Here is a 21,712-nt window from a genome sequence, read left to right on the forward strand (position 1 = left end):
CTTATGCCTCCTCTGGGAGCGCCGAGTCACCGAACAGCGTCTTGCGCGTCTGGTACATCGCCTTGCGCGCCGCCGTGAGCAGTTCCACCGGCTGGGTGCGGTCCTCGACGATGGCCTGCATCATTTTGTAGCTCTGGATGGAGCAGGCGCCCTGGAGCCCGGCGACCGCCAGCATCTTGTCTTCCAGCACGCGCTTCTTGTTGAGCAACGAGGGCTTCACCGCCAGCAGTTGCTGCATGTGCGAGAGCGCGCCCGGGGTGCCCGTCGCACCGACGGCCGCGTAGAACGCGGTGCGCTCGTCGGGGGTCTTCTTGTCGAACGCGGGCTCTCGAATCAGGCGCATCAAGTCGGAGAACGCCTTGTCGCGATCAAACTCCGGCAGCATCCGGGCCGCCACCATGCGCACCTGGGAGACGGGGTCCGCGAGCGCCTCGAAGATGAGGCGGCGCGCCTCGCCGGTGCGCCCGCGCCCGATGATGTTGAGCACCTCCAGCTTCACCACCAGGTTGGGGCTCTTGAGCACCTGGCCGAACATCTTGATGCGCTCGGGGTGGTTGCTCTTCTCCAGCACGTACACCATGTCGCGCACCGTCTGCGGACGGTCTGAGACCAGCCGCGCCACGAAGGGCTCCGGCAGCTCTCGCGCGACGACGGCCAGCGCGTCACACAACAGCGCGCGGTTCTCCGGAATCTCCAACGTCTCCAGCACCGTGAGCAGGGGGATGACGGAGTCGCGGCCCAGCGCCTGGAGGTAGCGCGTCACGTCCGCGGGGTGCTTGGGACGCGAGCCCTTGAGCGACTCGCCCAGGCGCATCAACCGCTGCTCCTCGCCCATCTTGTGCATGAAGGACTCGAGCAGCTTCTCCAGCGGCGCGCCGCCTTCCTTCTGCGACAGCGCGCGCAGCTTGAGGACGATTTGATTGATGGTGCCGAAGTCGTCCTGGAGCAGCAGCATGTCCAGCAACTGCACGAAGATTTCCTCGAGCAGCGCGCCGTCCTCGACGCCGCCTTCCACCACCTGGAACACGGCGCTCACCAGCTTGGGGAACAGCCGCGCGCCTTCTTCCTCCGACACCTCGCGCTGGAGCTTCGCCTTCAGGTCATCCGAGGCATGCCGCCCGCCGACGACGAGGCCGCGAATCTGCTCCACGCCGTCCAGCTTCGCGTCCAGGTCCTCCGCGGACACGCGAGCGAAGCGCAGGTAGTCGTCCGAGTTCGTCTGCAGGCGCGCGTAGAGGTAGCCCACCACCTTGTCCACCTCGACCTGCACCTCGTCTTCGCTGGCGTTCTCCATGGAGAAGCCTTCCACCACGACGTACTCGACGTGCTCCATGCCCGCGCGCCACAGCTGGGCCAGCACGTCCTCGGCGCCGCGCTCCGGCTCCGACAGGGAAATCATCGTGAAGGTGACGAGCTCCTCCACGACGAGGCCGGGACGGAAGATGAGCTGACGGATGCCGTCGCGGAAGAACTTGTACGGGAGCGGCGTGTCCTCGGTGAAGAGCGAGTCGTTGTGCAGCGTCAGGTTCTGCTGCTCGACCTTGAGCGACAGGGGCCCGTACTTCTCGGTGTACTGGGTGATGGACTCCAGCGCCTTGGCGAGGAACTCCGGGAAGCGCGCATCGTTGTGGCGGTACATGCCAATCTGCTTGATGCCCTTGAGCAGGTGGAACGCGAACGTGCGCGCCAGCTCCACCTTCTCGCGGACCTCCGGCGTCTGCTCCGGCTCCGTGCTCGCTTCCTGGGTCTTTTGGGGATGGGCCATGCGCGTGCAACTCTCCGCTCGGGCGGTATCACCAGCCTACCGCGAAATCCTCTGGGGCCCCAGCCGGCGGCGGTTGGAAGTTCGCGGACTTGGATGACATGGGTCTACCTCGACGCCGTCGCCCTGGAATTACCGGGTATCTTGCGTGGGCCGGCGTACCGGGAGGAGTGTCGAGCGCATGCTGCGAGTCATGGCCTGTGGGGTGTTGCTGCTGGGGCTGACGGGGTGCTTCCGGATGAGCGTGCGGACGGGCGCACCGCGAGAAGGGCTCCCGGAGGCGCGCACGGGCGTGAGCCTGGTGTACGGGCTGTCGACGGCCAACGTGTCGGCGGCGGAGTGTCGCCACGGGGTGTCGCGTGTGGACGTGTATTGGCCCTGGTGGGGCGCGCTCGTCTACGTGGGCACGGTGGGCTTCGTCACGCCGCTGCGCACGGAGTACGTATGCGCGGAGGGCACCACGTCCACGCAGGCGGCGCCCGAGCGGGAGCAGGTGCCGGACTCCATCGCGCCGCTCTGAAGTGGTGTGTCAGAGGCTCTTCGTAGAGTTCTTTTCAAGGGGCCAGAAACACCTGGCCTCCCTTGAGCAAGGAATTCACATGCATGATGTCTTGAAGCACGGAGCCTCGGCTTTCTGTGTCGCGACGCTGTTGGCCGCTCCCGCTGCCTTCGCTGGTTTCGAGACCGAGTCCGCGAACTGCTACAAGAACGCGGATGGCTCCGGTCGGTGCCACGGCAGTCTCCTTGGCTTTCGCAACCACGTCGGCGCCAGCACCCAGGCGTCCTTCACCCGGGTGAGCAACGCCGCGCCGTACTTCTCCGCGGCCCTCACCTCGGGCGCGACGACGACGTACTTCAACTGCACGGCCAATACGGCGACGGCGGCGCAGTGGAGCAAGGCCATGAACCACGGGGGCTTCTTCTCCATCTACTGGTCGGCCGCGGGTGAGTGCTATTCGCTGTTCCTGATCAACGGCAGCCAGTACTCGCATTTCTGATCCACTCCATGACAACCCAGGTGTTGCGTGGCTGGCTTCCAAGCCTGACCACAGCGGTGGGGTGCGCCGTGGGGTGCTGGCTCGCGGTGAGCCAGGCACAGCAATCCCAGGCGCAGCGAATGGAGCAGCTCACCGACGAAGTGGGTTCGCTGCGCCGGGCGCTGGAGTCCAGCTCCCACGCGACTGGAGCGAGCCCGGTGGGCACCGCCACCATCCTCGCTCCGCGGGAGAGTCGTCTCTCCGTCGAGGACCAGGAGGCCATGGCCTTGCGGGTGGCCACCTTGCTGAAGGAGTCGGGAGGGCCCGTCGCGGGCTCTTCCGAGCCGGAGGCTCCCGTTCCCACCGCGCCAGAGCCGTCTTCGGAGCAGCGCGAGGCCGTGGCGCGTGCGGGCATGATGGTGGACCGGGTGGTCTCCAGCGGGCGCATGACAGCCGAGGACGTTCTCGAGATTCGACGTGAACTCGTCCACCTTCGAGGTCGCCCCGAGGCGGACGCGCTCCGCAAGCAACTCGTCGTCGCCATCAACCAGGACCGGCTCGTCCCCGCGCCGGGTTTCGATGGCCTGCCGTAAGTCTCACTTCCCTTTGAGCAGTCGAACGACGCAAGGCTCAGGAGTCACAACATGAAGCAGCTCTCTTTTTCGCAGCCCCTTCTCCGCGGAGTTCTGTTCCCTGGGGTGGCGCTCGCTGTCCTGGGGCTCGCTCCCGTCGCGTGGGGAGGACTCCAATCACAGACAGTCTTCTGCCAGAAGAACGCGGATGGCTCGGGACTCTGCTACGGCAATTTCGTCGGCTTCCGTGAGGACGCGACGTCGACCTCGTCCGCGTCCTTCCGTGAAGACCTGATGACCGGCACGCGCAGCTTCGACTCGTGGTCCACCCCGCCAGGTGGCACCAGCCCGGTTGTCTACACCTGCATCCCCAACGCCGCCGTCTCCGCGCTCTGGGAGCAGGCCCTGAGCAATCGGGGCTTCTTCCGGGTGAGCTGGGACGCGAGCGGCACCTGCGACTACCTCAGGCTCGTCAACAGCTCGCAGAACACGAACTTCTAAGGCCGCCAGCCGTTTCGGATTTCAACGGTGTCTGGAGGGACGGCGCTCCCAGCCAAGGGAGCGCCGTCACCTCACAGGCCTACTTACCGGGCGGCGGTGACACCGCGGCGCTGGTGCCCTTGAGGGCGGAGCGCAGCAGGAACAGCGTCAGGCCGGCGAAGAAGAGCAGGCCCCACAGGTTGGACCAGAGGGGACTCGCCAGCTCGCTCTCGCCCACCGCGTTGAGGAAGCCACCGAAGGCGCCCTCGTGGCCGAACACGGCCGGCAGGTTGATGGCGCGTGAGCCCGCGCCATCCGTGGCGATTTCGAGGAAGGCGATGAGCACGCCGGCAATCGAGCCACCGGCGATGTAGCCGGAGGAGAGCAGGGTGCCCGGCGAGAAGTCGGACTCGCTGCCACCGCGCAGGCGGTCCACGAGGTATCGCACCATGCCGCCGACGAAGAGCGGCGCGCTGCTGCTGATGGGCAGGTACACGCCCACCGCGAAGGGCAGCGAGGACACGCCGCACAGCTCCAGCATCAGCGCGATGAACACGCCCAGCAGCACCAGGTCCCACGGCAGCCGCTGCGTGAGGATGCCGTCGATGATGAGCGAGAACAGCTGCGCCTTGGGCGCGGCGTAGCGGGTGAGGGCCTGCCCCTCGTAGGAGCTGATACGGCCGCCGATGCCCGGGTCCACCACGTACTGGATGCTGCCGCCGTCATCCACCAGGTACTTGCCCGCGGGCACCGGAGTGTCCGCGCCGCGCACGTAGCCTTCCTTGAAGGTGCGCTGGGGGCCCTCGGTGATGGCGCCGAGCTCCGACACCTTCACCTGCGAGCCGCCCGTGGGGCTCAGCGTCACGCCGCTGACGTCCTGCGCGCTCACCTGCCGCCAACTGCGCAGCTCCATCGCTCCGCCCTGCGAGGCCAGGTCATAGCCCTGCGCCCAGGCCGCCTTGCGCAGCGCGGCCTCGTCCAGCCCGCGCGACGTCAGGGACTGCGCGGACACGGCCCACGGGAAGGTGTACTGCGTGCGCGTCTCCTGGGTCATCTCCGTGACCTGCACGCCGGGGTGCGGCTCCGGAATCGTCACGGTGGCGCCCTTGTTCAGCGTCACCAGCACCAGGCCGATGAACATGGCGCTGGTCAGCACGCCCACGAAGAGGGCGATCTGCTGCTTCTTGGGGGTGCCGCCCACCAGGTAGGCCGTCTTCAAGTCCTGCGCGGTGGTGCCGCCGTTGGAGGCGGCGATGCCGACGATGGCCGCCGTGGTGAGGGCCATGAAGCGGTCCTCGGAGCTGGTCCACCCGAGCAGCAGGTACACGAGGCAGGTGACGAGCAGCGTGGCCACCACCATGCCGGAGATGGGGTTGGAGGAGCTGCCAATCTCACCGGTGATTCGCGCGCTCACCGTCACGAAGAAGAAGCCGAAGACGATGATGAGGATGGCGGAGATGAAGTTCACCTCCAGCGGCGGCGCCAGCCAGATGAGGAGCACCAGGGCCACGCTGCCCACCAGCACCACGGTGATGGGGAGGTCCTGCTCGGTGCGAAGCAGCTGCGGTCCGCCGCCTTGCCCGCGCGAAGCCTTGAGTGACTCCACGCCGCGCTTGAACGCGCCGATGATGGTCGGCAGCGAGCGGATGAGGCTGATGAGGCCGCCCGTCGCCACGGCGCCCGCGCCGATGTAGAGCACGTAGGCGTTGCGAATCTGGTCCGGGGACATGTCCCGGATGAGGGCGCCGTTGTGCACCAACAGCGGCTGGTCCAGCCCCGCGCCGAAGAAGGAGATTGCGGGGATGAGGATGAGGTAGCTCAGCACGCCACCGGCGAAGGTGATGGCCGCCACGCGCGGGCCGATGATGTAGCCCACGCCGAGCAGCTCGGGGCTCACCTCGGTGGACAGCGTCGCGCTCTTGAGGCCCTTGAGCGGCGTGCTCAGCACCTCGCGGAACAGCTTCATGCCGGAGTAGGCGAACTTGTAGATGCCGCCCACCAGGAACCCGATGATGACCGTGCGCGCGTTGGTGCCGCCCTGCTCACCGACGATGAGCACGTCCGCGCTGGCTGTCCCTTCAGGGTAGGGCAGCTTGCCGTGCTCCTGGACGATGAGGCCCTGGCGCAGCGGAATCATCATCAGCACGCCGAGCACACCGCCCAGCGCCGCCACGAGGAAGGCGTGCGTCAGGCTGATGTCGTAGCCCAGGAGCAGCAGGGCGGGCAGCGCCGCGGCGACGCCGAAGGCCAGCGACTCACCCGCCGAGCCCGTCGTCTGGACGATGGTGTTCTCCAGGATGTTCGACTTGCCCAGCGCCCGGAAGATGGCGATGGAGAGCACCGCCACCGGAATCGACGCCGACACCGTGAGGCCGACCTTGATGGCCAGGTACACGGACGAGGCGGCGAACACGATGCCCAGGACCGAGCCGAGCACCAGGGCTCGAATCGTCATCTCCGTGGGCGACTGTTCAGGTGGGACGTACGGGATGTGCAGGTGCGGCGCGTGCGATTGCGAGATCGGGACGCGCTCGTCGACGACCGGCGGGGTACCGTGGGCCAAGCGAAAGGCTCCTTACGAGGGAATCCGGCCCCTTCTAGCAGGGCCCCGCCCGCCAGCGAAGTGATGGCCCACAAATGACAAGCGCCCCCACCCCGAGTGGGGAGGAGGCGCCTGGCGTCCCGCACTCAGCGGGACCGACCTGCCGCGTCAGACACGGCTCACTGCTGCATCGCCGCGGCGTCCGGATCCACCTCCGCCATCAGCGCCGCCAGCTCCGCCTTCAGCTTGTCCTTGGCGCGAATCTCCAGCTGACGGGCACGCTCCCGGGAGAACCCGAAATGCTCGCCCAGCTCCTTGAGCGTCATCGGGCGCTCGTTCATCACCCGCTGCTCGATGATGAAGCGCTCGCGGGGGTCCAACCGCATCAGCGCGGTGCGGACGCGGGCGTTGATGAGGCCGGCCTCTTCCTTGTCCGCGAACTCGTCATCCTGCGGCGCGGCGGCGCTCACCACGAAGTCCACGTGGCTGTTGCCACCGTCCTCGCCCATGGGCGCGTCCAGGGACAAATCCCGGCCGCCCATGCGCTGCTCCATCTCCCGCACCTCGCCCGGCTTCACGTGCAGGCGGCGGGCAATCTCCTCCACGTTCACCACGGCCTCGCCGTTGCCAAACTTCTCCAGCTCGCGGCGCGTGCGCGCCAGACTGAAGAACAGCTTCCGCTGAGCCTGCGTGGTGCCGAGCTTCACCAGCGACCAGCTCTTGAGGATGTAGTTCTGGATGTACGCGCGAATCCACCACACCGCGTAGGAGATGAGGCGGATGCCCTTGTCCGGGTCGAACTTCTGCACGGCCTTCATCAGGCCGATGTTCCCCTCCTGGATGAGGTCCGACATCTTGATGCCGTAGGAGCGGTACTCGTAGGCGACCTTCACCACGAAGCGCAGGTTGGAGGTGACCAACCGGTGGCCGGCGGCCAGCTCGCCGCGGATGAAGCTGCGCGCAAGTGCCTGCTCCTCCTCCACGGTGAGGAGGTTGTAGTGGTTGATCTCCGAGAGGTACATCGCCAGGGAGCCGGAGTTGGACGACTGCTCGGTGGACGCCTGCATGGATGGTTTCTCCCGACGTGGGGCCCCGCTGACGAGGCCGCTAGGTTTTCGGACCGCTTGACGACTGAACGAAGGCTGTCAGGAGCAACCGCGGTGCCAGCGCGAAGTCCCACACCTTCCCCAATGTCTGCGGGGGGTTGGCGGATGCTGCGCTCATGTACAAAGAAGGAGGGCTGTAACGGTTACGGCCGCTCTGGGAACTCGCCGCGACTTCTCGGCTGTAGAATGTGCCCGTCTGTGCACGACACGCCTCCTCAAGAGGAGCGCCAGGGCTCTTCGGCCGTTGACGCGAAGCGAACGAGGGGCGCCCAGCAGCCAGGCAAGGGGACCCCTGGCGACAGGGCCGCCTGGGCCGCTGTCGTCTTCCCGTGAAGAACGGCTAACGACGGCGCCGGATGCTGGCCGGGAGCATTTTCCGCGCGCGAAGGGACGCCCGAGGGGCATCCGGACTCGCGAGCGTCAGGACGCGCGAGCCCGGGGCTCCGACGCGCGGGCCCGCTGGGCCTCCAGCTTCACGTGGGCCGCGACGGATTGCTGGAGCGCGCGCAGCAACTGGTCCGCTTCGCCCTGGCGCAGGGGGCGTCCACCGAAGCGTGCTTCCAGGTAGCGGCGGGTGACGGGTGCCAGCGCGAGCGCCAGCGGATGTCCCTCGCGAGCCAGCCGCGCATCCAGGTCCTCGAGCGTCTCGCCCTCGCCACGCACCAGTCGCGCCGGGACGAGCATCGCCTCCACCGCGTCGACGAAGCGCGTGGCCGCGTGCGGGCGAGGCCGCCCCGCCAGCCGCGTCACCAGTCGCCACGCCGCATAGACGACCATGCCCGCCACCAGGGCGGCGCCCCAGGCCCGGGCAGGAGGCAGGCGGCTCCTCGTGGTGTTCTCGGCGCCCTTCGGCGGGCGCACCAGCGCGCGCGCCACGTCCACCTGGTCCCGGAAGGAGTAGTCGACGACGGAGTTGCGCCACCGCGACTCCAGCGCTTCATACAGCCCGAGCAGCCGCTGGAGCAGCCGTGAGCCCTGGCTGGGGCGGTGGGCCGGCGGTGTCGCGTCCACGGTGACGAAGCCTCGCTCGGGCACCAGCACGTGGGTCCACGCGTGCGCGTCGCCGGCCCGCAGGACGTAGCCGTCATTGACGCGCTCTCCGCCGAAGAAGCCCGTGGCCAGCCGCGCGCGGATGCCCTGGGTGCGCAGCATCAGCGTGAGCGCGGTGGCGAAGTGCTCGCAGTGTCCGGCCTTGCGGTCGAAGAGGAAGTCCGCCAGCGGATCCTCCCGCTCGCCATTCTGCTCCAGCGTGTACGCGTGCTCGCGCTGGAGCCACGTGGCCAGCTTCTGCGCCGCGGCCAGGGGCTCTCGCTCGCCATTGAGCACGCGCGCCGCCGTCTGCGCGACGCGAGGATCCAACGCCTCCGGCAGCGCCAGCAGCGCGTCCTGCTCCTCGGAGGGCAGCTTCCGGAAGGAGTCGCCGCTGCCGCCCGGAGGCAGGCTGTAGGCCTCGTATGCGTAGGAGACGCCCGCCTCCAGGAAACGCGCTTCGCCGCCCGCAAGCTCCTGGAGGGAGGTGCGCCGGCTGCCGGTGCTGCCATTGGCCACCGCGTTGCCCAGCCGCGACGGCGTCTCCAGGGCGATGAGCGTGCGGGCGCCGTACGCGGGCAGCAGCTCCACGCGCTGGTGGATGAGGTTGTCCCCGCCGGGGCGCAGCGTGAGGAGCGGCTCGCGCTCGCGACGCACGCCTCCCGCGTTCGTCCACTCCAGCCCGTCGAAGATGTCGTAGGTGCGGCCCACCCAGTAGGAGCCGAGCGCGTCCACGCCGGGGTCCGGGCTCAGCGTCGCGCGCAGGACGATGCGCGGGTTGTCCTTGATGGTGCCCGCGCCGCCCAGCCGCACGGTGTTGGAGAAGCCCGCGGTCGCGGGACCCAACCCCGGCGCGGCGCGCGGGCCCGTCATGTTCCAGTTCAGACGGGGGAAGAGGATGAAGAAGGCCATCGCCCCCGCCACCGCGAAGGTGACACCCGTGCCCAGGGGGCGGAGCACGGCGCGCACCGGGATGGGCTCGCCCTCCGGCACGGCGGCTTCCACCACGCCCAGCGCCATCGACACGCTGGACAGCACGCTGAAGGCCACCAGGAACAGGCCGTACACCAGCTCGCCCGACAGCGCCGCGCCACCGGCCACCATCAGAAGCCCGGACAGGTGCACCTGCCCATCCGTGGCCGGGTCCGGCGCGGACAGCAGCCGATGCGCGGAGATGAGGCCGGCGAAGGCACAGGCCGCGACCACCAGGTTCAGGGCCCCGGACGTGACATTCACCGCCAGCACGGCCGCCACGCCCAGCAGCAGCAGCGCGGTGAGCTTCGCGCGCCGGGCGAAGAGGCGCTTGCCGAACAGGGCCGCCACCAGAGCGAAGGCGAAGAGGCCCAGCGTCCACAATGGGAGCTGGCCCGATACGGCCATCGAAGCGAAGGCGCACCCGGAGGCCACGTCCCGCAGCACCAGTCGCAGCCGGGTGCCCCGCGTCATGCCGCCTCCTCTTCTTCTTCGCGAAGCCCCTCGAAGCCCAGCCACGCCAGGGCCCGGAGGATGCGTTTCTCCTGAGCGGAGCCCGCACCGGAGCGCAGCCGCTGGTTGGTGGTGTTGAGCCCCACCTCATGGCCCTCCTCGAGCAGCCGGTGGGCCAGCGCGGCCACTTCCTCGCAGCGGCGCTCCAGCGCCGCGCCCTCGAGTCCCGGCTCCACGGCGAGCACCCAGGTGCGGCGCTCCTCGCGCTCGCGCTCCACGCGCAGCAGCTTCCCCGCAGACGCGCTCTTGAGCCAGTGGATGCGGCGCGCGTCCTCACCCTCGGCCAGCTCCCGCAGGCCCGTCACGTCTCCGCTGCCGTCGTTGCGGCGGGGGTTGCCCGCGTCGCCCGCGGGCCCGCGCTCCGCGTCCCCCGGCTCCTGGCACGCATAGGCGCGCCGGGGGTAGACGAGCAGCAGGCCTTCGAGCGGGAGCACGCGCGTCTTGGCGAACAGGCCCAGGGGCCACGTCGTCGTGACGCGCACGCCCGTCAGTCGCACCGGCCCCCGTCGAGGCGCGGTGAGGTCGGCCCGCACCACGTGCTCCACGTTCGCCGGCAGGTAGCCCACGCCGCCCCCGCCCACCAGCGGGGAGTCCGCTTCCGAGAACGTGAGGGCGAAGGCATGGCCCTGCTTGCGGGACACGGCCCAGCGGAAGGCGAAGGGCTCGGCGGCGAAGGCCGCGTCCGTGCCCACGCGCCGCACGGAGATGTCCCGGATGCACCGCTCCGACAACACGCCGGACACCACCACCATGCTCAAGAGCAGGCCCAACAGCAGGTACAGCAGGTTGTTGCCGGTGTTGAGCGCGCCCAGGCCCACGCCGAACGTCACCACCAGGTAGGTGCGACCGATGCGCGTCACCTTGAGGGTGCGCGGGGGCCGCAGCCAGACGCGAAGGCGCGCCCAGCGTTGCTTCAGGCGGAGCTTCACCGCGGCGCCGGCACCTTTCGGGTGAGCTCCTCCAGCAGGTGTGCCGCTTCGTCCCGCGCCGCCACGCCCTGCACGGCGCTGCGCAAGAGCACGCGGTGCGCCCAGCACGGCACCAGCACCGCCCGCACGTCCCCCGGCGTCACGAAGTCACGCGCCTCCCACAGCGCCTGCGTCCGAGCCGCCGCGCCCAACGCCAGCACCGCGCGGGTGGAGGCGCCTCGCTCGATGTCTCCGTGCTCACGCGTGGCCCGCGCCAGTCGCACCACGTAGTCGGCCACCGTGCCATCCAGCCGCAGCTCCGCGGAGAGCTCCCGCAGCTGGGCCACTTCCTCGGGGCTGGACACCGTCTGCACGGCATCCAGGGGCGGCGCGCGCCCTCGGGTGGCCAGAAGCTTCGCCTCCACGTCCGGTGCGGGGTGCCCCAGCGACAGGCGCAGCATGAAGCGGTCCAGCTGGGAGTCCGGCAGGGGATAGGTGCCGGAGAAGTCCACCGGGTTCTGCGTGGCCACCACGGTGAAGGGCGAGGGTAGCGCGTGGGTGCTCCCATCCAGCGACACCTGGCCCTGCGCCATGGCCTCCAGCAGCGCGGACTGCGTGCGGGGCGGGGCGCGGTTCAGCTCATCCGCGAGCACCAACTGACGGAAGAGGGGACCGGGGCGGAACTGGAAGGTGGCCGTCTGCGCGTGGAAGATCTGCGCGCCCAGGATGTCGGCCGGCATCAGGTCCGCGGTGAACTGGACCCGCGCGAAGCTCAGCCCGCACGCGCGGGCCAGGGCCTCCGCCAACGTGGTCTTCCCGACACCCGGCACGTCCTCCAGCAACAGGTGCCCACCAGAGACCAGGCACGTCGCCACCAGCCGGGCCTGGGCTTCCTTGCCCTGGACGGCCCGGCCAAGCTCGGCGGCGATGCGTTCCATCGCCGTGCGCGCGGTTGCGGGGGAGGGGGCGGCGGCGGCGAGAACGCGGGCGGGCTGGTTCATCTGCCGCCACTCTAGCCGACTCCTCCGGGTGCCAACACGCCAGACTCCGGGGCGCCCTCCAGGGACGCCCGCTCCCTTGTCGGCTCAGAGGGAGAGCACGTCCTCCGGGGTGTAGTATGGCCGCCGTGGCGCGACGCTGGCGCCCACCCCGAAGTAGCGGAACATCCGCTCGTGATGCGTGGCCAGCCCGCGCAGCTTCACCGAGTTCGCCATGTTCCGCGTCAACACCCCCACCGCGCTGTCCTTGAACTCGCGCAGATGGGTGAAGTCCAGCACCACCTCACACCCCTTCAGCCCCTCCAGAGACGTCTGGACCTCCTGGGCCGTCTTCCCGTCCAGTATCCCTTCCAAACGAAGGGTGACGTGACCTGCGACGTCCTCGCGGTGGATCTGCAAACCCGCCATTGCTGTGCTCTCCCTTGGATGCCGTGTGCGCGCTGTGCCAACGAATTGGGCACGGCGGCAGGAGCACATTCCGGGCCAGTCCAGCGACCGGAAAACCCATGGAAAATCCATGGGGTGCACCGCCGGGCGCGAACACTGCACTGGAACGGGAAGGAATTTCAGCTCTGGGTTGGCAACTTCTACGCGACTGTCAGGTGACGGGCGCCCGGGGTGTTGCCTGGCGATCAACCCTGGCGGTCAATCGTCTTCTGCTGATCGGCCAGGGTGAGCTGACGCTCCTGGTGGGCCTTCAGCTTCCGGAACTCCTTCACCACCTTGGTGGGGTAGCCGGCCATGAACTTCGTGCGCGCTTCCTTCTTCGCGAGGATGCGCCGGGCCAGTCCGGGGCCCGCGTTGTAGGCGACCAGGGCCTTCTCCACGGAGCCGAAGCGCTCGATGAGGTTGGCCAGGTACGCGGTGCCCAGCGCCACGTTCGTCTCGGCGTCGAACAGGTTGGTGCTGCGGCCCAGCCGGAAGCCGGCCTTGTCCGCCAGCCACGTGCCCGTGTCCGGCATCACCTGCATCAGCCCCATGGCGCCCACGTGGGACACCGCGTAGTTGTTGAAGGAACTCTCGCACTTGATGACGGCCACCACGAGGAGCGGGTCCACGTTGTTGCGCTGGGCCTCGCGGACGATGGCCACCGACAGCCGGCGCTGCTGGTGCACTGGCAGGCCCGACGCCTTCACCAGTTCCACCACGCCCAGCCGCTCCGCCTCCGCGTGGAGCGCCTCGTCCTCGTACGCCTGCAGCTTCGCCAGCGCCGTCTTCAGCTCCAGCTCCCGCTGCTCCAGCCGGGTGCGCAGCTGCGTCACCTCCGCGGGCTCACCCTGCGGACCTGAAGGCACCTGCACCGGAAAGGCCTGGGCACCCGTTCCCACCAGCATCGCAGCCGTCGTCACCGCCACCGTCCAACCCCTCATCCCACCCTCCCCAGCAACCCGTGCCACAGCGCTCACGGAGTCACTCACTCGCGTTGACTCCGACGGGGAGACACCCAAGCAGGCGCCATGCCAGCGTCCTTGGCGGGGGTTGCGCGCCTCTATCTCCTTTAGATCTCTTGGAACTCCGACGGCCTCACGGGGTGAGCGGCTTCTCACCGGTCGGAAAAAATGCCCGGACAGGGAACTTTGCTTCCTGTGAAAAGGACGGGAGGCGGCCCTGGGTTGCCGGTGGGCATTCGCGTTCCTAGCTTGCGCCGGTCCGGGTAGGGGACAGGGGAGGTGCCGCGTGTACTGGACGATAGGGATGATCCTGATGGTGCTGTGGGGGCTGGGGCTCACCGCGGGTTCCACCGAGGGGTACTGGGTGCACCTGTTCCTGCTCTTCGCGTTGCTCGCCTTCGTGGTGGGCGTGGTGTCGCGGGGCCGGCGGACGGCGCTGTCATGAGCGGCCAGGGCCTGGAGGCGGAGGGCGTGGAGCTGCCTCGGGACACCGCGGGCTTCACGCGCCGCGAGTGCCCCAGCTGCATGCGCCCGTTCAAGACGCGGCCAGGCCCGCATGACGCCCGCGCGCTGCTGCACAAGCTGCAGGCGTTCTTCGCGCTGGAGAACGCGCACGAGAGCGAGGAGGGGCTGCCCGTGTGGCGCTGCCCCTACTGTGGCCATCGCGCGGAGGCGGACGGCTTCCTCACCCCGGCGCAGCAGACACATCTGGAGTCGGTGGCGCGCGCGTGGGCCAATCACGTCCGCTACGAGCAGCTCGCGCACGTCTCGCGCACGCTGTCGCTCAACCCCAGTCCCACGTTCGTCGCGGTGGCGCCGGAGTCACTGCCGGGCCCCATGGAGCCGGAGCCGGACGAGCTGCTGCGCGTGATTCCCATGCTGTGCTGTGGGGAGGACGTGAAGCTGCTCTGGGAGTGGGATCAGCTCATCTTCTGTCCCCGCTGCGGCGCGCGGCATGGCGGCCTGAGTGGTCGGCAGCAGGTCCAGCTGGAGATCATCCCGGAATAGACCGGGGTGCGGTGGACGCGGGCGCGCCGGGGCGGCAGGCTCGCGCGCCATGACGAAGTTTCCCTGGGGAGCGCTGCTCGCGGGCCTGTTGCTGCTTCCGAGCGGCGCCTCCGCCCACGACGCCGACATCCTCTACACCCAGGTGCGTCGCGCCGGGCCCGCCGAGGCCGAGGTGCGCCAGGTCGTCACCCTCACCGCGGGCACGCTGGGCCTGCTCGTCCCGGCCGACGCGGACGGGGACGGCACGGTGTCCCAGGCGGATCTCGACGCCCGCAGGCCCTCGCTGGAAGTCGGCGTGTGGGACGCGATGCCGCTCACCGCCGGCGGCCAGCCCTGCGCGCGCACGTCCCACGCGGCGCTCCTCCGGCAGACCTTCGTGGAGCTGTCGGCGATCTTCACGTGTCCGGAGGGGCCGCTCCAGCAGCGCTACGCCGTCCTGTCGGTGCTGCCCGCGGGCTACCGGGTCATCCTCGGCAGCGCGGTGGAGGGGGAAATGCCCGGGGCGCTCTTCGCGGACGCCGCGCAGCCGTCGCTGGCCATTCCCGGGCCGGGGCAGGGGGCCTCGTCGGCCGTCAGCGGGTTTGGCGGCTGGGTGGGGCTGGGCCTGCGCCACATCTTCGAGGGCGTGGACCACCTCGCCTTCCTGCTCGCGGTGCTGCTGGTGGGAGGCGGGCTCAAGCGGGTGCTGCTCCTGGTGACGTCCTTCACCGTGGCGCACTCGATTACGCTGGGGGCCACCGCGCTCGGCTGGGTGGTGCTCGACGGAGATCGGGTGCGCTGGGTGGAGGCCGCCATCGCCGCGTCCATCATCTATGTGGCGGTGGAGAACCTGGTGCTGCGCGAGCACCGCCACCGGGCGCTCATCACCTTCCTCTTCGGGCTGGTGCACGGCTTCGGCTTCGCGAGCGTGCTGGCGGGCTATGGCCTGGGGGACTCGGTGGTGAAGGGGCTGGTGGGCTTCAACCTGGGCGTGGAGCTGGGGCAGGCCCTGGTTGTCGTGGTGCTGCTGCCGCCTCTTCGCATGCTCCAGCGCAGGCCCGCGGTGCACCGCGGGGCGGTGCGAGTGTTGTCCGTGTGCATCCTCGCCGCTGGTGGGTACTGGATGGTCGAGCGCGCACTCGGTTGAATCCGGCGGCACCCATCCCTACGTTGGGCTCGAAGTGGGTAGGGATCGGGGGACGTAGATGGGTGCGAGGCATACCCGGCTGGCCGCGGCACTGGCGGCCGCGTGGGAGGCGGAGGTCGTCTCCGCCCGGCGGATGACGATGCTCGCCGAGCGGATCATGGACGCCAGGGTCCGCGCGAGGCTGATGGTGCTCGCCGCGTTCTGCCGGGCGCACGCCTCGCGGCTGCTCGCGCGACTGGCGGCGCTGGGACGGGGGCCCCTGCCGGTGCCCCCCGAGGAAATCGAGCTGGACGCGGACACGCTCCTGGAGCTGCGGCGGGAGGGCGCCTTCGCCCGAGCGTCCGCCGCGCGCTACGAGACGACCGCCGAGCTGGCCCGGCAGCAGGCGGACCTGTCCTCGGCGTGGGTCTGCGAGCTCAACCGCACCGAGGAGCAGGACCGTGCCCGGGAGCTGCTCGCCCTGGCCGAAGGAGCCCTGGCCGCGTCCACCATGGCCAGCTCCACCGCCGCCGCCGCGCCCGCCGACTCCTGAAAACGCGCGTCGGGCGCTCGCTCTCCCGGTGACAGTCCCCGCGTGTTGGGCGTAGAAATCCGCCCATGGCGAAGGAGAGCTACGACGATCTCATCTTTCAGCTCGGCGACCTCGCCCGGGACAGGCTCCCGGGCAAGCCGAACTGCCCCCGCTCCATGGACCGTGTCTACAAGGCGGAGGAAGCGGTGGTGGCGCGCCGTGACGAACTGGCGGCGCTCGAGCAGGAGATGAACGATGAGGACGCCGCCTATCAGGCGTTCCTCGACGAGCAGGAAGCGGAGAAGGTCGGCCACCAGGCCATCGTCCGCAAATGGAAGAAGGCGGTGGACGCCATCGACGGCAAGGTCAACGACCTGCGCAAGACGCTCGCCACCCGGCGCGCGGAGCTGCGCTACGCCGCCGATGGCCTCATCAAGCTGGAGAAGAAGATCGCCGACATGGAGCTGACGCGACAGGACGTCGCCCGCATCGACGTCGCGCGCACCAACCTCAAGAAGAACCGCCTCACCCAGATGCGGCTCGGCCGGGAAGTCGAGGACCTGGACCTCCGGCTGTCCACCGCCCTCACCCCGGAGCCCGGTCAGCCCGGCGCCCCCGGCATCCTGGCGCACAAGCGCCTGTTGGAGATGGAGGACGAGGCCGAGGCCCGGCTGGCCGAGCACGACCAGCGCATGGCGGAAGTGGATCAAACCATCGCCACGTTGGAGGAACAGGTGAAGGCGGCCGAGGATTATCTGGATCAAGCGCTGTTCCTGCTGGGCGAGGACGTGTACGCTCAGCGCATCGCTGACGCGCAGCTCGCGGCCTTCTACCCAAGGCTTGATCGCGCTCAGTGAGGTACCCCCCCGCCCGTAGTGCTTGACGTGGGGGGTATGTCTGCTACATTGCGCCGCTTCCTGGGGACCGCAGTGTAGTTCGCGGGCCAGATCATTGATTTTATTGGGTTTTTCCGCGCCTACGCGCGCTGGCAGTGTGAGGACGACGTGAAGGGTCTGATTGGCAAGAAAATCGGGATGACCCAGGTGTTCAATGACGAGGGCAACCTCGTTCCCGTGACGGTCATCGACGTGAGCACCTGCCAGGTCGTGGGCAAGCGTACCCCGGAGAAGGATCAGTACTCCGCGGTCACCCTGGGCTTTGGTGAGATTCGCGAGAAGATTCTGAACAAGTGCGAGCGGGGCTTCTTCAAGAAGGCCAACGTCCCGTATCGCCGCCACGTGAAGGAGTTCCGCGTCACGGTGGAGGAGGCCACCTCCTTCAACGTCGGCGACGCCGTCAAGGCGGACCTCTTCTCCAAGGGTCAGCTCGTGGATGTCACGGGTGTGACCAAGGGTCGTGGCTTCTCCGGCGTCATGCGCCGCTGGAGCTTCAAGGGTTCGCAGACCAAGACGCACGGTACGCACGAGTATCAGCGTCACCCGGGCGCCATCGGTCAGCGTAAGACGCCGGGCCGCGTGTACCCCAACAAGAAGATGCCGGGTCACTACGGCGTGGAGCAGGTCACCACGCAGAACCTGACCGTCGTCGAAGTGGATCTGGAGAAGGGCCTCGTGCTGGTCAAGGGCGCCGTCCCCGGCCACAACAACGCCATTGTCTTCCTGCGCCCCAGCATCAAGGTGGCGATGCGCGAGCAGCACAAGGCCGCGCGCCGCGGTTGATCCGCTGCTGAGCGTCTTCTTCTGAAGCGCTCCTGACGCCCCGCTTCCGGGCCCGATTCGTCGGGCATCCGGGCGGGGCGTTTTCTTTTGCGGGCTTCGCTGAGGCCGGAGGGGCACGGGGGTGCTCCCGGTGGGAAGCCGTGGCCTGTGTCGTGCCCAGGCGTGGGCGTTTCTCCGCCCCGAAACGTTGACCGGTGGGCGGCGCGGTTGCCCGAGGGTGAAAATAATTCCGCCCCGTGGGTTCCGTGGCTTGTCGTGAGTGGAAGCCGTGCGCACATGGATGCGCCACGAAGGCACCTGGCGTCGGGTGACGCAGGCGCCCTGGATGGGGGAGGCTTTGGACTCCCGCACACGGCGGCCCATCCCCTTGGGCCGGGCAGGAACCATGAACGCACGCACGCTCCGCGTCTTTGCTCCACTGCTGATCTGGCTGGCGGCCACTGGGGCCGCCGCGCAGGATGACGAGGCTGTCCTCGACAACGTCGTTGTCCGCAATCGTTTGTATGAGCCGGGCGGACACCTCGAGGCGTCGCTGGGGGTGGGGTTGCCCCTCCAGACGCACCTGACGGCGCACTACTTCTTCTCCGCCGGCGTCGCCTACAACCTCTTCAACACGTTCGCCGTGGAGGCGCGCGCCGGCTATGCGGCCAGCCGCCACACGGGCCTGGCGCGCTCCATCTCCGAGAGCTTCCTGGCGCGCGAGGACAAGCGCGTCACCGACGAGTTGGAGGACCTCTGGGAGATGAACTTCCACGGGGTGGCCGGCGTCCGGTGGGCGCCCATCTACGGAAAGCTGAGCCTGGTGTCCGACCTGCCCGCGCACTTCCAGGCGTACGTCTGGGCGGGCGGCGGGGTGGGCAGCTTCCAGCGCAACTCCGTCATCCAGTGCTCGCAGGTGGTGGATCGGGATCTGGGCGTCTGTGACAACCGCACCTCGTTGGACGACCGGGGCTCCGCTTCGGAGAACTACTGGGTGCGCGAGACGCGCGTGGCGCCGGTGGTGTCCGCGGCGGTGGGCTTCCGCTTCTTCATCCTCGAAAAGCACGGCGTGCGGCTGGAGCTGCGCGACTGGGTGTTCCGCGACAACTACCGCGTCAACCTGGTCCGCGACGACTGGGAGGCGGGGCGGGTGACGGGTGATGTCGCCTCCAGTCCCGGCCTCACGCACCTGGTGCAGTTCGACCTCGGCTACACCTTTTCCTTCTAGGGCCTCCTGAAAACCATGCGACCGATTCTGTCCCTCGCGCTCCTCGTCGCGGCGGCGGCCCAGGCCGCCCCTCCGCGCTTCCCGACGCCCGCTGTCGTGCTCGCCCAGGCGGAAGAGGCTCCGTCCGTGCCCGGGCCGGGCGCGGAGACGTCCGTGCCTCCGCCTCCCGCGCGGCCCCCGGAGCCGAAGCCGGAGGTGCCTCGCGCTCCGACGTCACGTCCGGAGCCCACCGTGCCCATGGAGGCCGCCGAGGCGCCGAAGGTCGAGCCCGCGCTCGCGCCCATGGATGACGCACAGGACGAGCAGCCCGTGCTGTCCGAGCCCGAGCGCGCGCGCGATGTCGACGCGCCGGTGACGCCGGAAGACGCGCCGGTGGTGGCCTCGTCGGACGAGGCGCCGCGCACCACGGACGTCCAGCAGCAGCGGCTGGTGAATGGCGCGCCGCTCTACAACCCGAACGTGTCGCTGCACATCGTCCAGAAGAAGCGCTTCGCGGACGAGAGCAAGCACGAGCTGGCGCTGTACCCGGCCGTCGTCCAGGTGAACGGCAAGTACACCAACCACGCGGGCACGGCGCTGCACTACAGCTACCACCTGCAGGAGAACTTCGCGCTCCAGGTGACGGGCCAGTACAACTGGCACACCAACGAGAGCGACTTCAACCTGGAGCTCATCGACAAGGTGCGCGAGCAAGCCCAGGCCGCCTCGTCGCTGCTGCTCGTCTGGGGCGCGCAGGCGGGCGTGGAGGTGACGCCGCTGTACGGGAAGTTCGCGTTCCTCGACGACAAGCTGGCGCAGTTCAGCCTGGTGCTGAGCGGCGGCGCGGGCGTCGGCTCCACGCGGCACCTCATCCGACCGGAGGTCTCCAACGAGGTCGACGGGCAGCGCTACAACGTGCCGGCGCGCTTCGGTGACACGGGCAACAAGTTCCTCGGCTCGGTGGGCGGTGGGTTCCGGCTCCAGTTCGGCGAGTCGTACGCGTTGCGCCTGGAGGTGAGGGACCTCATCTACACGGCGCGCGTGGACAAGGTGGATGGCTGCAACCTGGCGGACTTCGAGACGCTGGAGGCCGCGCGCGCCGGTGGCCAGGAGTTCAGCTCGCTGCAGCTCAGTGGCAGCTGCAAGTACGAGAAGTTCGATGGCGTGGATCCGAAGACGAAGAAGAACTACCGCGAGGACATCATCCTCGGCCGGGATTTGGTGGCCGAGCCGTCTTCCGACGTCCTCAACAACATCAGCTTCTACGCAGGCTTCTCGTTCCTCTTCTGATTTCGCCATGAAGGCACGACTCGCCATGAAACGACTGCTCCACATCCTCGTCGTCCTGGCGCCGTTCGCGGTGGCCGCCCAGCAGGACTCGGGTGGCTACAACCGCGCGCTGGCCGCCTTCAATGCCGGTGACTTCGACACCGCCGCGCCGCTTTTCTTCCAGGCCTCGGAGTCCGGCGGTGACGCGGACACGAAGGGCAAGGCGGAGTTCTTCCTCGCGCAGTCGCTGGCGAAGAAGGGCCTGCCCGTCTCGGCCTTCATCTCCTACGCGGCCATCGTCAACGCCGGGCCCTCGCACCCCTCGTACCTCAAGGCGGTGGAGGGGCTGGTGGACATGCAGCAGCAGTTGGACGAGCAGAACCTCATCCCCAGCATCCTCAACCAGGCGTACTCGGAGGAGGTGCGGGACAAGTGGGTGACGCTGCCGAAGGAAGTGCTCGCCCGCATCAACTACCTGGTGGGCACGGTGAGCCAGCGCCGCATGCGCTTCGAGGAGGCGCGCTCGCTGCTGGAGGCGGTGCCGAAGGACAGCCGCGTCTACGCGAAGGCTCGCTACCTGCTGGGCGTGGTGCTCGCGGACCCGCGCTTCCCGGGCCGTCCCGGTGAGGGCGAGGCGCTGGACAAGGAGGCGCTGGCCGCCTTCAACGCCTCGCTGTCGTCGAAGGAACCGCAGGTGGAGCTGAAGGCGACGCAGCACCTGGCCCTCATCGGCCTGGGCCGGCTGCACTACCGCCGTGGCGAGTACGCCGACGCCACCGTCGCCTACGAGAAGGTGCCGCGCTACACGCGCTACTGGGACCAGTCCCTCTTCGAGAACGGCTTCGCGCGCTTCCAGAACGAGGACTTCGGTGGCGCGCTCGGCAGCCTCCAGGCGCTGCATGCGCCGCAGTTCGCCGGGGCCTTCCAGCCGGAGTCGTGGATCCTCAAGTCGACCGTCTATTACTACTCGTGCCTCTACGACGAGGTGAAGACGACGCTGGCGGCCTTCGACGAGCTGTATGGCCCCATGGCCAAGCAGTTGGAGCCCTTCACCGCCGAGGATGGCGACCTGGTGCAGGCCTACAACCTGGTGGCCGCGGAGAACCGCCGGCTGCCGCGTCCGGTGTACCTGTGGCTGCGCAACAACGAGCGCATCCGCGAGGTGATGCGCGTGCTGGCGAAGCTGGATGAGGAGAAGCGGGACTTGAGCGGTGGCCCGTGGCGCGGCACGCCCCTGGCGACGCAGACGGTGGCCTCACTGGAGGACGTGCGCGGCACGCTGCTCCAGGTGGGCGGCACGCTGGCGCGCAGCCGCATTCGCGAGGCGGCGGACAACCTGCGGACCTTCTCCGACCAGGCCGAAATCATCCGCGTGCAGACGGCGCTGGACGAGAAGGACTTGCTGCAGGCGGGCGTGGACCAGAAGGCGCTGCTTACGCGCCAGTCGCTGTACCGCCCGAAGATGCCGGGCGCGGCGTGGAACTACTGGAAGTTCCAGGGCGAGTTCTGGATCGACGAGATTGGCTACTACCAGTACACGCTGAAGCGTGGCTGCCCGGCGAAGACAGCCGAGCAACAACAGCCGTGACGCCATGGGCCACGGTTGCCCAGACATCGTCCACGAGGGGACCTCCTTGGCGCACATCAGGTGCCGGGGTGGTCCCCTTCGGCGTTGTTGGTGCG

At 68.9% G+C, this 21,712-nt stretch carries 21 protein-coding genes; 13 read left to right on the forward strand and 8 right to left on the reverse strand.

The window, feature by feature from the left end:
• Position 1 precedes the first annotated feature (1 nt).
• Entirely contained in the window at positions 2-1,765 is a 1,764-nt protein-coding gene (locus tag HUA78_RS30870) for a HEAT repeat domain-containing protein (RefSeq protein ID WP_174462027.1), read from the reverse strand.
• A gap of 178 nt (positions 1,766-1,943) precedes the next feature.
• On the opposite strand from HUA78_RS30870, the gene HUA78_RS30875 reads away from it, so the two are divergent.
• The 4 genes from HUA78_RS30875 (at position 1,944) to HUA78_RS30890 (ending at position 3,812) form a co-directional block, all read left to right on the forward strand.
• The gene (locus tag HUA78_RS30875) at positions 1,944-2,282 is read left to right on the forward strand and encodes a hypothetical protein (protein ID WP_174477776.1); all 339 of its coding nucleotides are present in this window, start codon (positions 1,944-1,946) and stop codon (positions 2,280-2,282) included.
• Between the two features lie 79 nt (positions 2,283-2,361).
• A complete protein-coding gene (locus tag HUA78_RS30880) occupies positions 2,362-2,760 on the forward strand; it encodes a hypothetical protein (RefSeq protein WP_141647226.1) in 399 nt (132 codons plus the stop codon).
• 8 nt (positions 2,761-2,768) lie between these two features.
• Complete coding sequence (locus HUA78_RS30885; RefSeq protein ID WP_174462028.1) at positions 2,769-3,332, forward strand: hypothetical protein; 564 nt, start codon at positions 2,769-2,771, stop codon at positions 3,330-3,332.
• 51 nt (positions 3,333-3,383) lie between these two features.
• Entirely contained in the window at positions 3,384-3,812 is a 429-nt protein-coding gene (locus HUA78_RS30890; protein ID WP_174459194.1) for a hypothetical protein, read from the forward strand.
• Between the two features lie 79 nt (positions 3,813-3,891).
• On the opposite strand, the gene HUA78_RS30895 is transcribed toward HUA78_RS30890, so the two are convergent.
• The 7 genes from HUA78_RS30895 to HUA78_RS30925 form a co-directional block, all read right to left on the reverse strand.
• On the reverse strand, positions 3,892-6,354 hold the full coding sequence (locus tag HUA78_RS30895; protein ID WP_174467529.1) for an OPT family oligopeptide transporter: 2,463 nt from the start codon (positions 6,352-6,354) through the stop codon (positions 3,892-3,894).
• A 158-nt stretch (positions 6,355-6,512) separates the two neighbouring features.
• Positions 6,513-7,400, reverse strand: coding sequence for an RNA polymerase factor sigma-32 (locus HUA78_RS30900; protein WP_141647222.1), 888 nt, complete (start codon positions 7,398-7,400; stop codon positions 6,513-6,515).
• A 459-nt stretch (positions 7,401-7,859) separates the two neighbouring features.
• Positions 7,860-9,914: a DUF3488 and transglutaminase-like domain-containing protein gene (locus HUA78_RS30905; protein WP_174477777.1), complete on the reverse strand. Its 2,055-nt coding sequence runs from the start codon at positions 9,912-9,914 to the stop codon at positions 7,860-7,862.
• Positions 9,911-10,882, reverse strand: coding sequence for a DUF58 domain-containing protein (locus HUA78_RS30910; RefSeq protein ID WP_174477778.1), 972 nt, complete (start codon positions 10,880-10,882; stop codon positions 9,911-9,913). The genes HUA78_RS30905 and HUA78_RS30910 overlap by 4 nt, the downstream gene beginning before the upstream one ends.
• Positions 10,879-11,862, reverse strand: a complete 984-nt coding sequence (locus tag HUA78_RS30915) for a MoxR family ATPase (RefSeq protein ID WP_141647219.1) — start codon at positions 11,860-11,862, stop codon at positions 10,879-10,881. Before HUA78_RS30915 ends, HUA78_RS30910 begins: the two co-directional genes overlap by 4 nt.
• Before the next feature lie 84 nt (positions 11,863-11,946).
• Positions 11,947-12,267, reverse strand: a complete 321-nt coding sequence (locus tag HUA78_RS30920) for an STAS domain-containing protein (protein ID WP_141647218.1) — start codon at positions 12,265-12,267, stop codon at positions 11,947-11,949.
• Between the two features lie 224 nt (positions 12,268-12,491).
• Entirely contained in the window at positions 12,492-13,229 is a 738-nt protein-coding gene (locus tag HUA78_RS30925) for a lytic transglycosylase domain-containing protein (protein ID WP_141647217.1), read from the reverse strand.
• Positions 13,230-13,536: 307 nt separating this feature from the next.
• Between HUA78_RS30925 and HUA78_RS47320 the strand changes: the two genes are divergently transcribed.
• From HUA78_RS47320 to HUA78_RS30970, 9 genes are all read left to right on the forward strand, one after another.
• Positions 13,537-13,695 carry a lmo0937 family membrane protein gene (locus HUA78_RS47320; protein WP_141649494.1) on the forward strand — a complete coding sequence of 53 codons (159 nt, stop codon included), beginning with the start codon at positions 13,537-13,539 and terminating at the stop codon, positions 13,693-13,695.
• Positions 13,692-14,258, forward strand: a complete 567-nt coding sequence (locus tag HUA78_RS30935) for a hypothetical protein (protein WP_174459191.1) — start codon at positions 13,692-13,694, stop codon at positions 14,256-14,258. Before HUA78_RS47320 ends, HUA78_RS30935 begins: the two co-directional genes overlap by 4 nt.
• A gap of 49 nt (positions 14,259-14,307) precedes the next feature.
• On the forward strand, positions 14,308-15,384 hold the full coding sequence (locus HUA78_RS30940) for a HupE/UreJ family protein (protein WP_174459190.1): 1,077 nt from the start codon (positions 14,308-14,310) through the stop codon (positions 15,382-15,384).
• 58 nt (positions 15,385-15,442) lie between these two features.
• Positions 15,443-15,916 (forward strand): hypothetical protein, encoded by a 474-nt coding sequence (locus HUA78_RS30945; RefSeq protein ID WP_174459189.1) that lies wholly within the window; start codon positions 15,443-15,445, stop codon positions 15,914-15,916.
• Positions 15,917-15,981: 65 nt separating this feature from the next.
• On the forward strand, positions 15,982-16,752 hold the full coding sequence (locus tag HUA78_RS30950) for a hypothetical protein (RefSeq protein ID WP_141646042.1): 771 nt from the start codon (positions 15,982-15,984) through the stop codon (positions 16,750-16,752).
• Between the two features lie 147 nt (positions 16,753-16,899).
• Positions 16,900-17,574 (forward strand): 50S ribosomal protein L3, encoded by a 675-nt coding sequence (gene rplC / locus HUA78_RS30955; RefSeq protein ID WP_141646041.1) that lies wholly within the window; start codon positions 16,900-16,902, stop codon positions 17,572-17,574.
• Between the two features lie 385 nt (positions 17,575-17,959).
• A complete protein-coding gene (locus tag HUA78_RS30960; RefSeq protein ID WP_141646040.1) occupies positions 17,960-18,781 on the forward strand; it encodes an outer membrane beta-barrel domain-containing protein in 822 nt (273 codons plus the stop codon).
• A gap of 15 nt (positions 18,782-18,796) precedes the next feature.
• Positions 18,797-20,050 carry an outer membrane beta-barrel domain-containing protein gene (locus HUA78_RS30965; RefSeq protein WP_174477779.1) on the forward strand — a complete coding sequence of 418 codons (1,254 nt, stop codon included), beginning with the start codon at positions 18,797-18,799 and terminating at the stop codon, positions 20,048-20,050.
• A gap of 25 nt (positions 20,051-20,075) precedes the next feature.
• Complete coding sequence (locus HUA78_RS30970) at positions 20,076-21,617, forward strand: tetratricopeptide repeat protein (RefSeq protein ID WP_174459187.1); 1,542 nt, start codon at positions 20,076-20,078, stop codon at positions 21,615-21,617.
• Positions 21,618-21,712: the final 95 nt, after the last annotated feature.

This window comes from Myxococcus sp. CA033, from assembly GCF_013336625.1.
Taxonomy (GTDB): Bacteria; Myxococcota; Myxococcia; order Myxococcales; family Myxococcaceae; genus Myxococcus; species Myxococcus llanfairpwllgwyngyllgogerychwyrndrobwllllantysiliogogogochensis.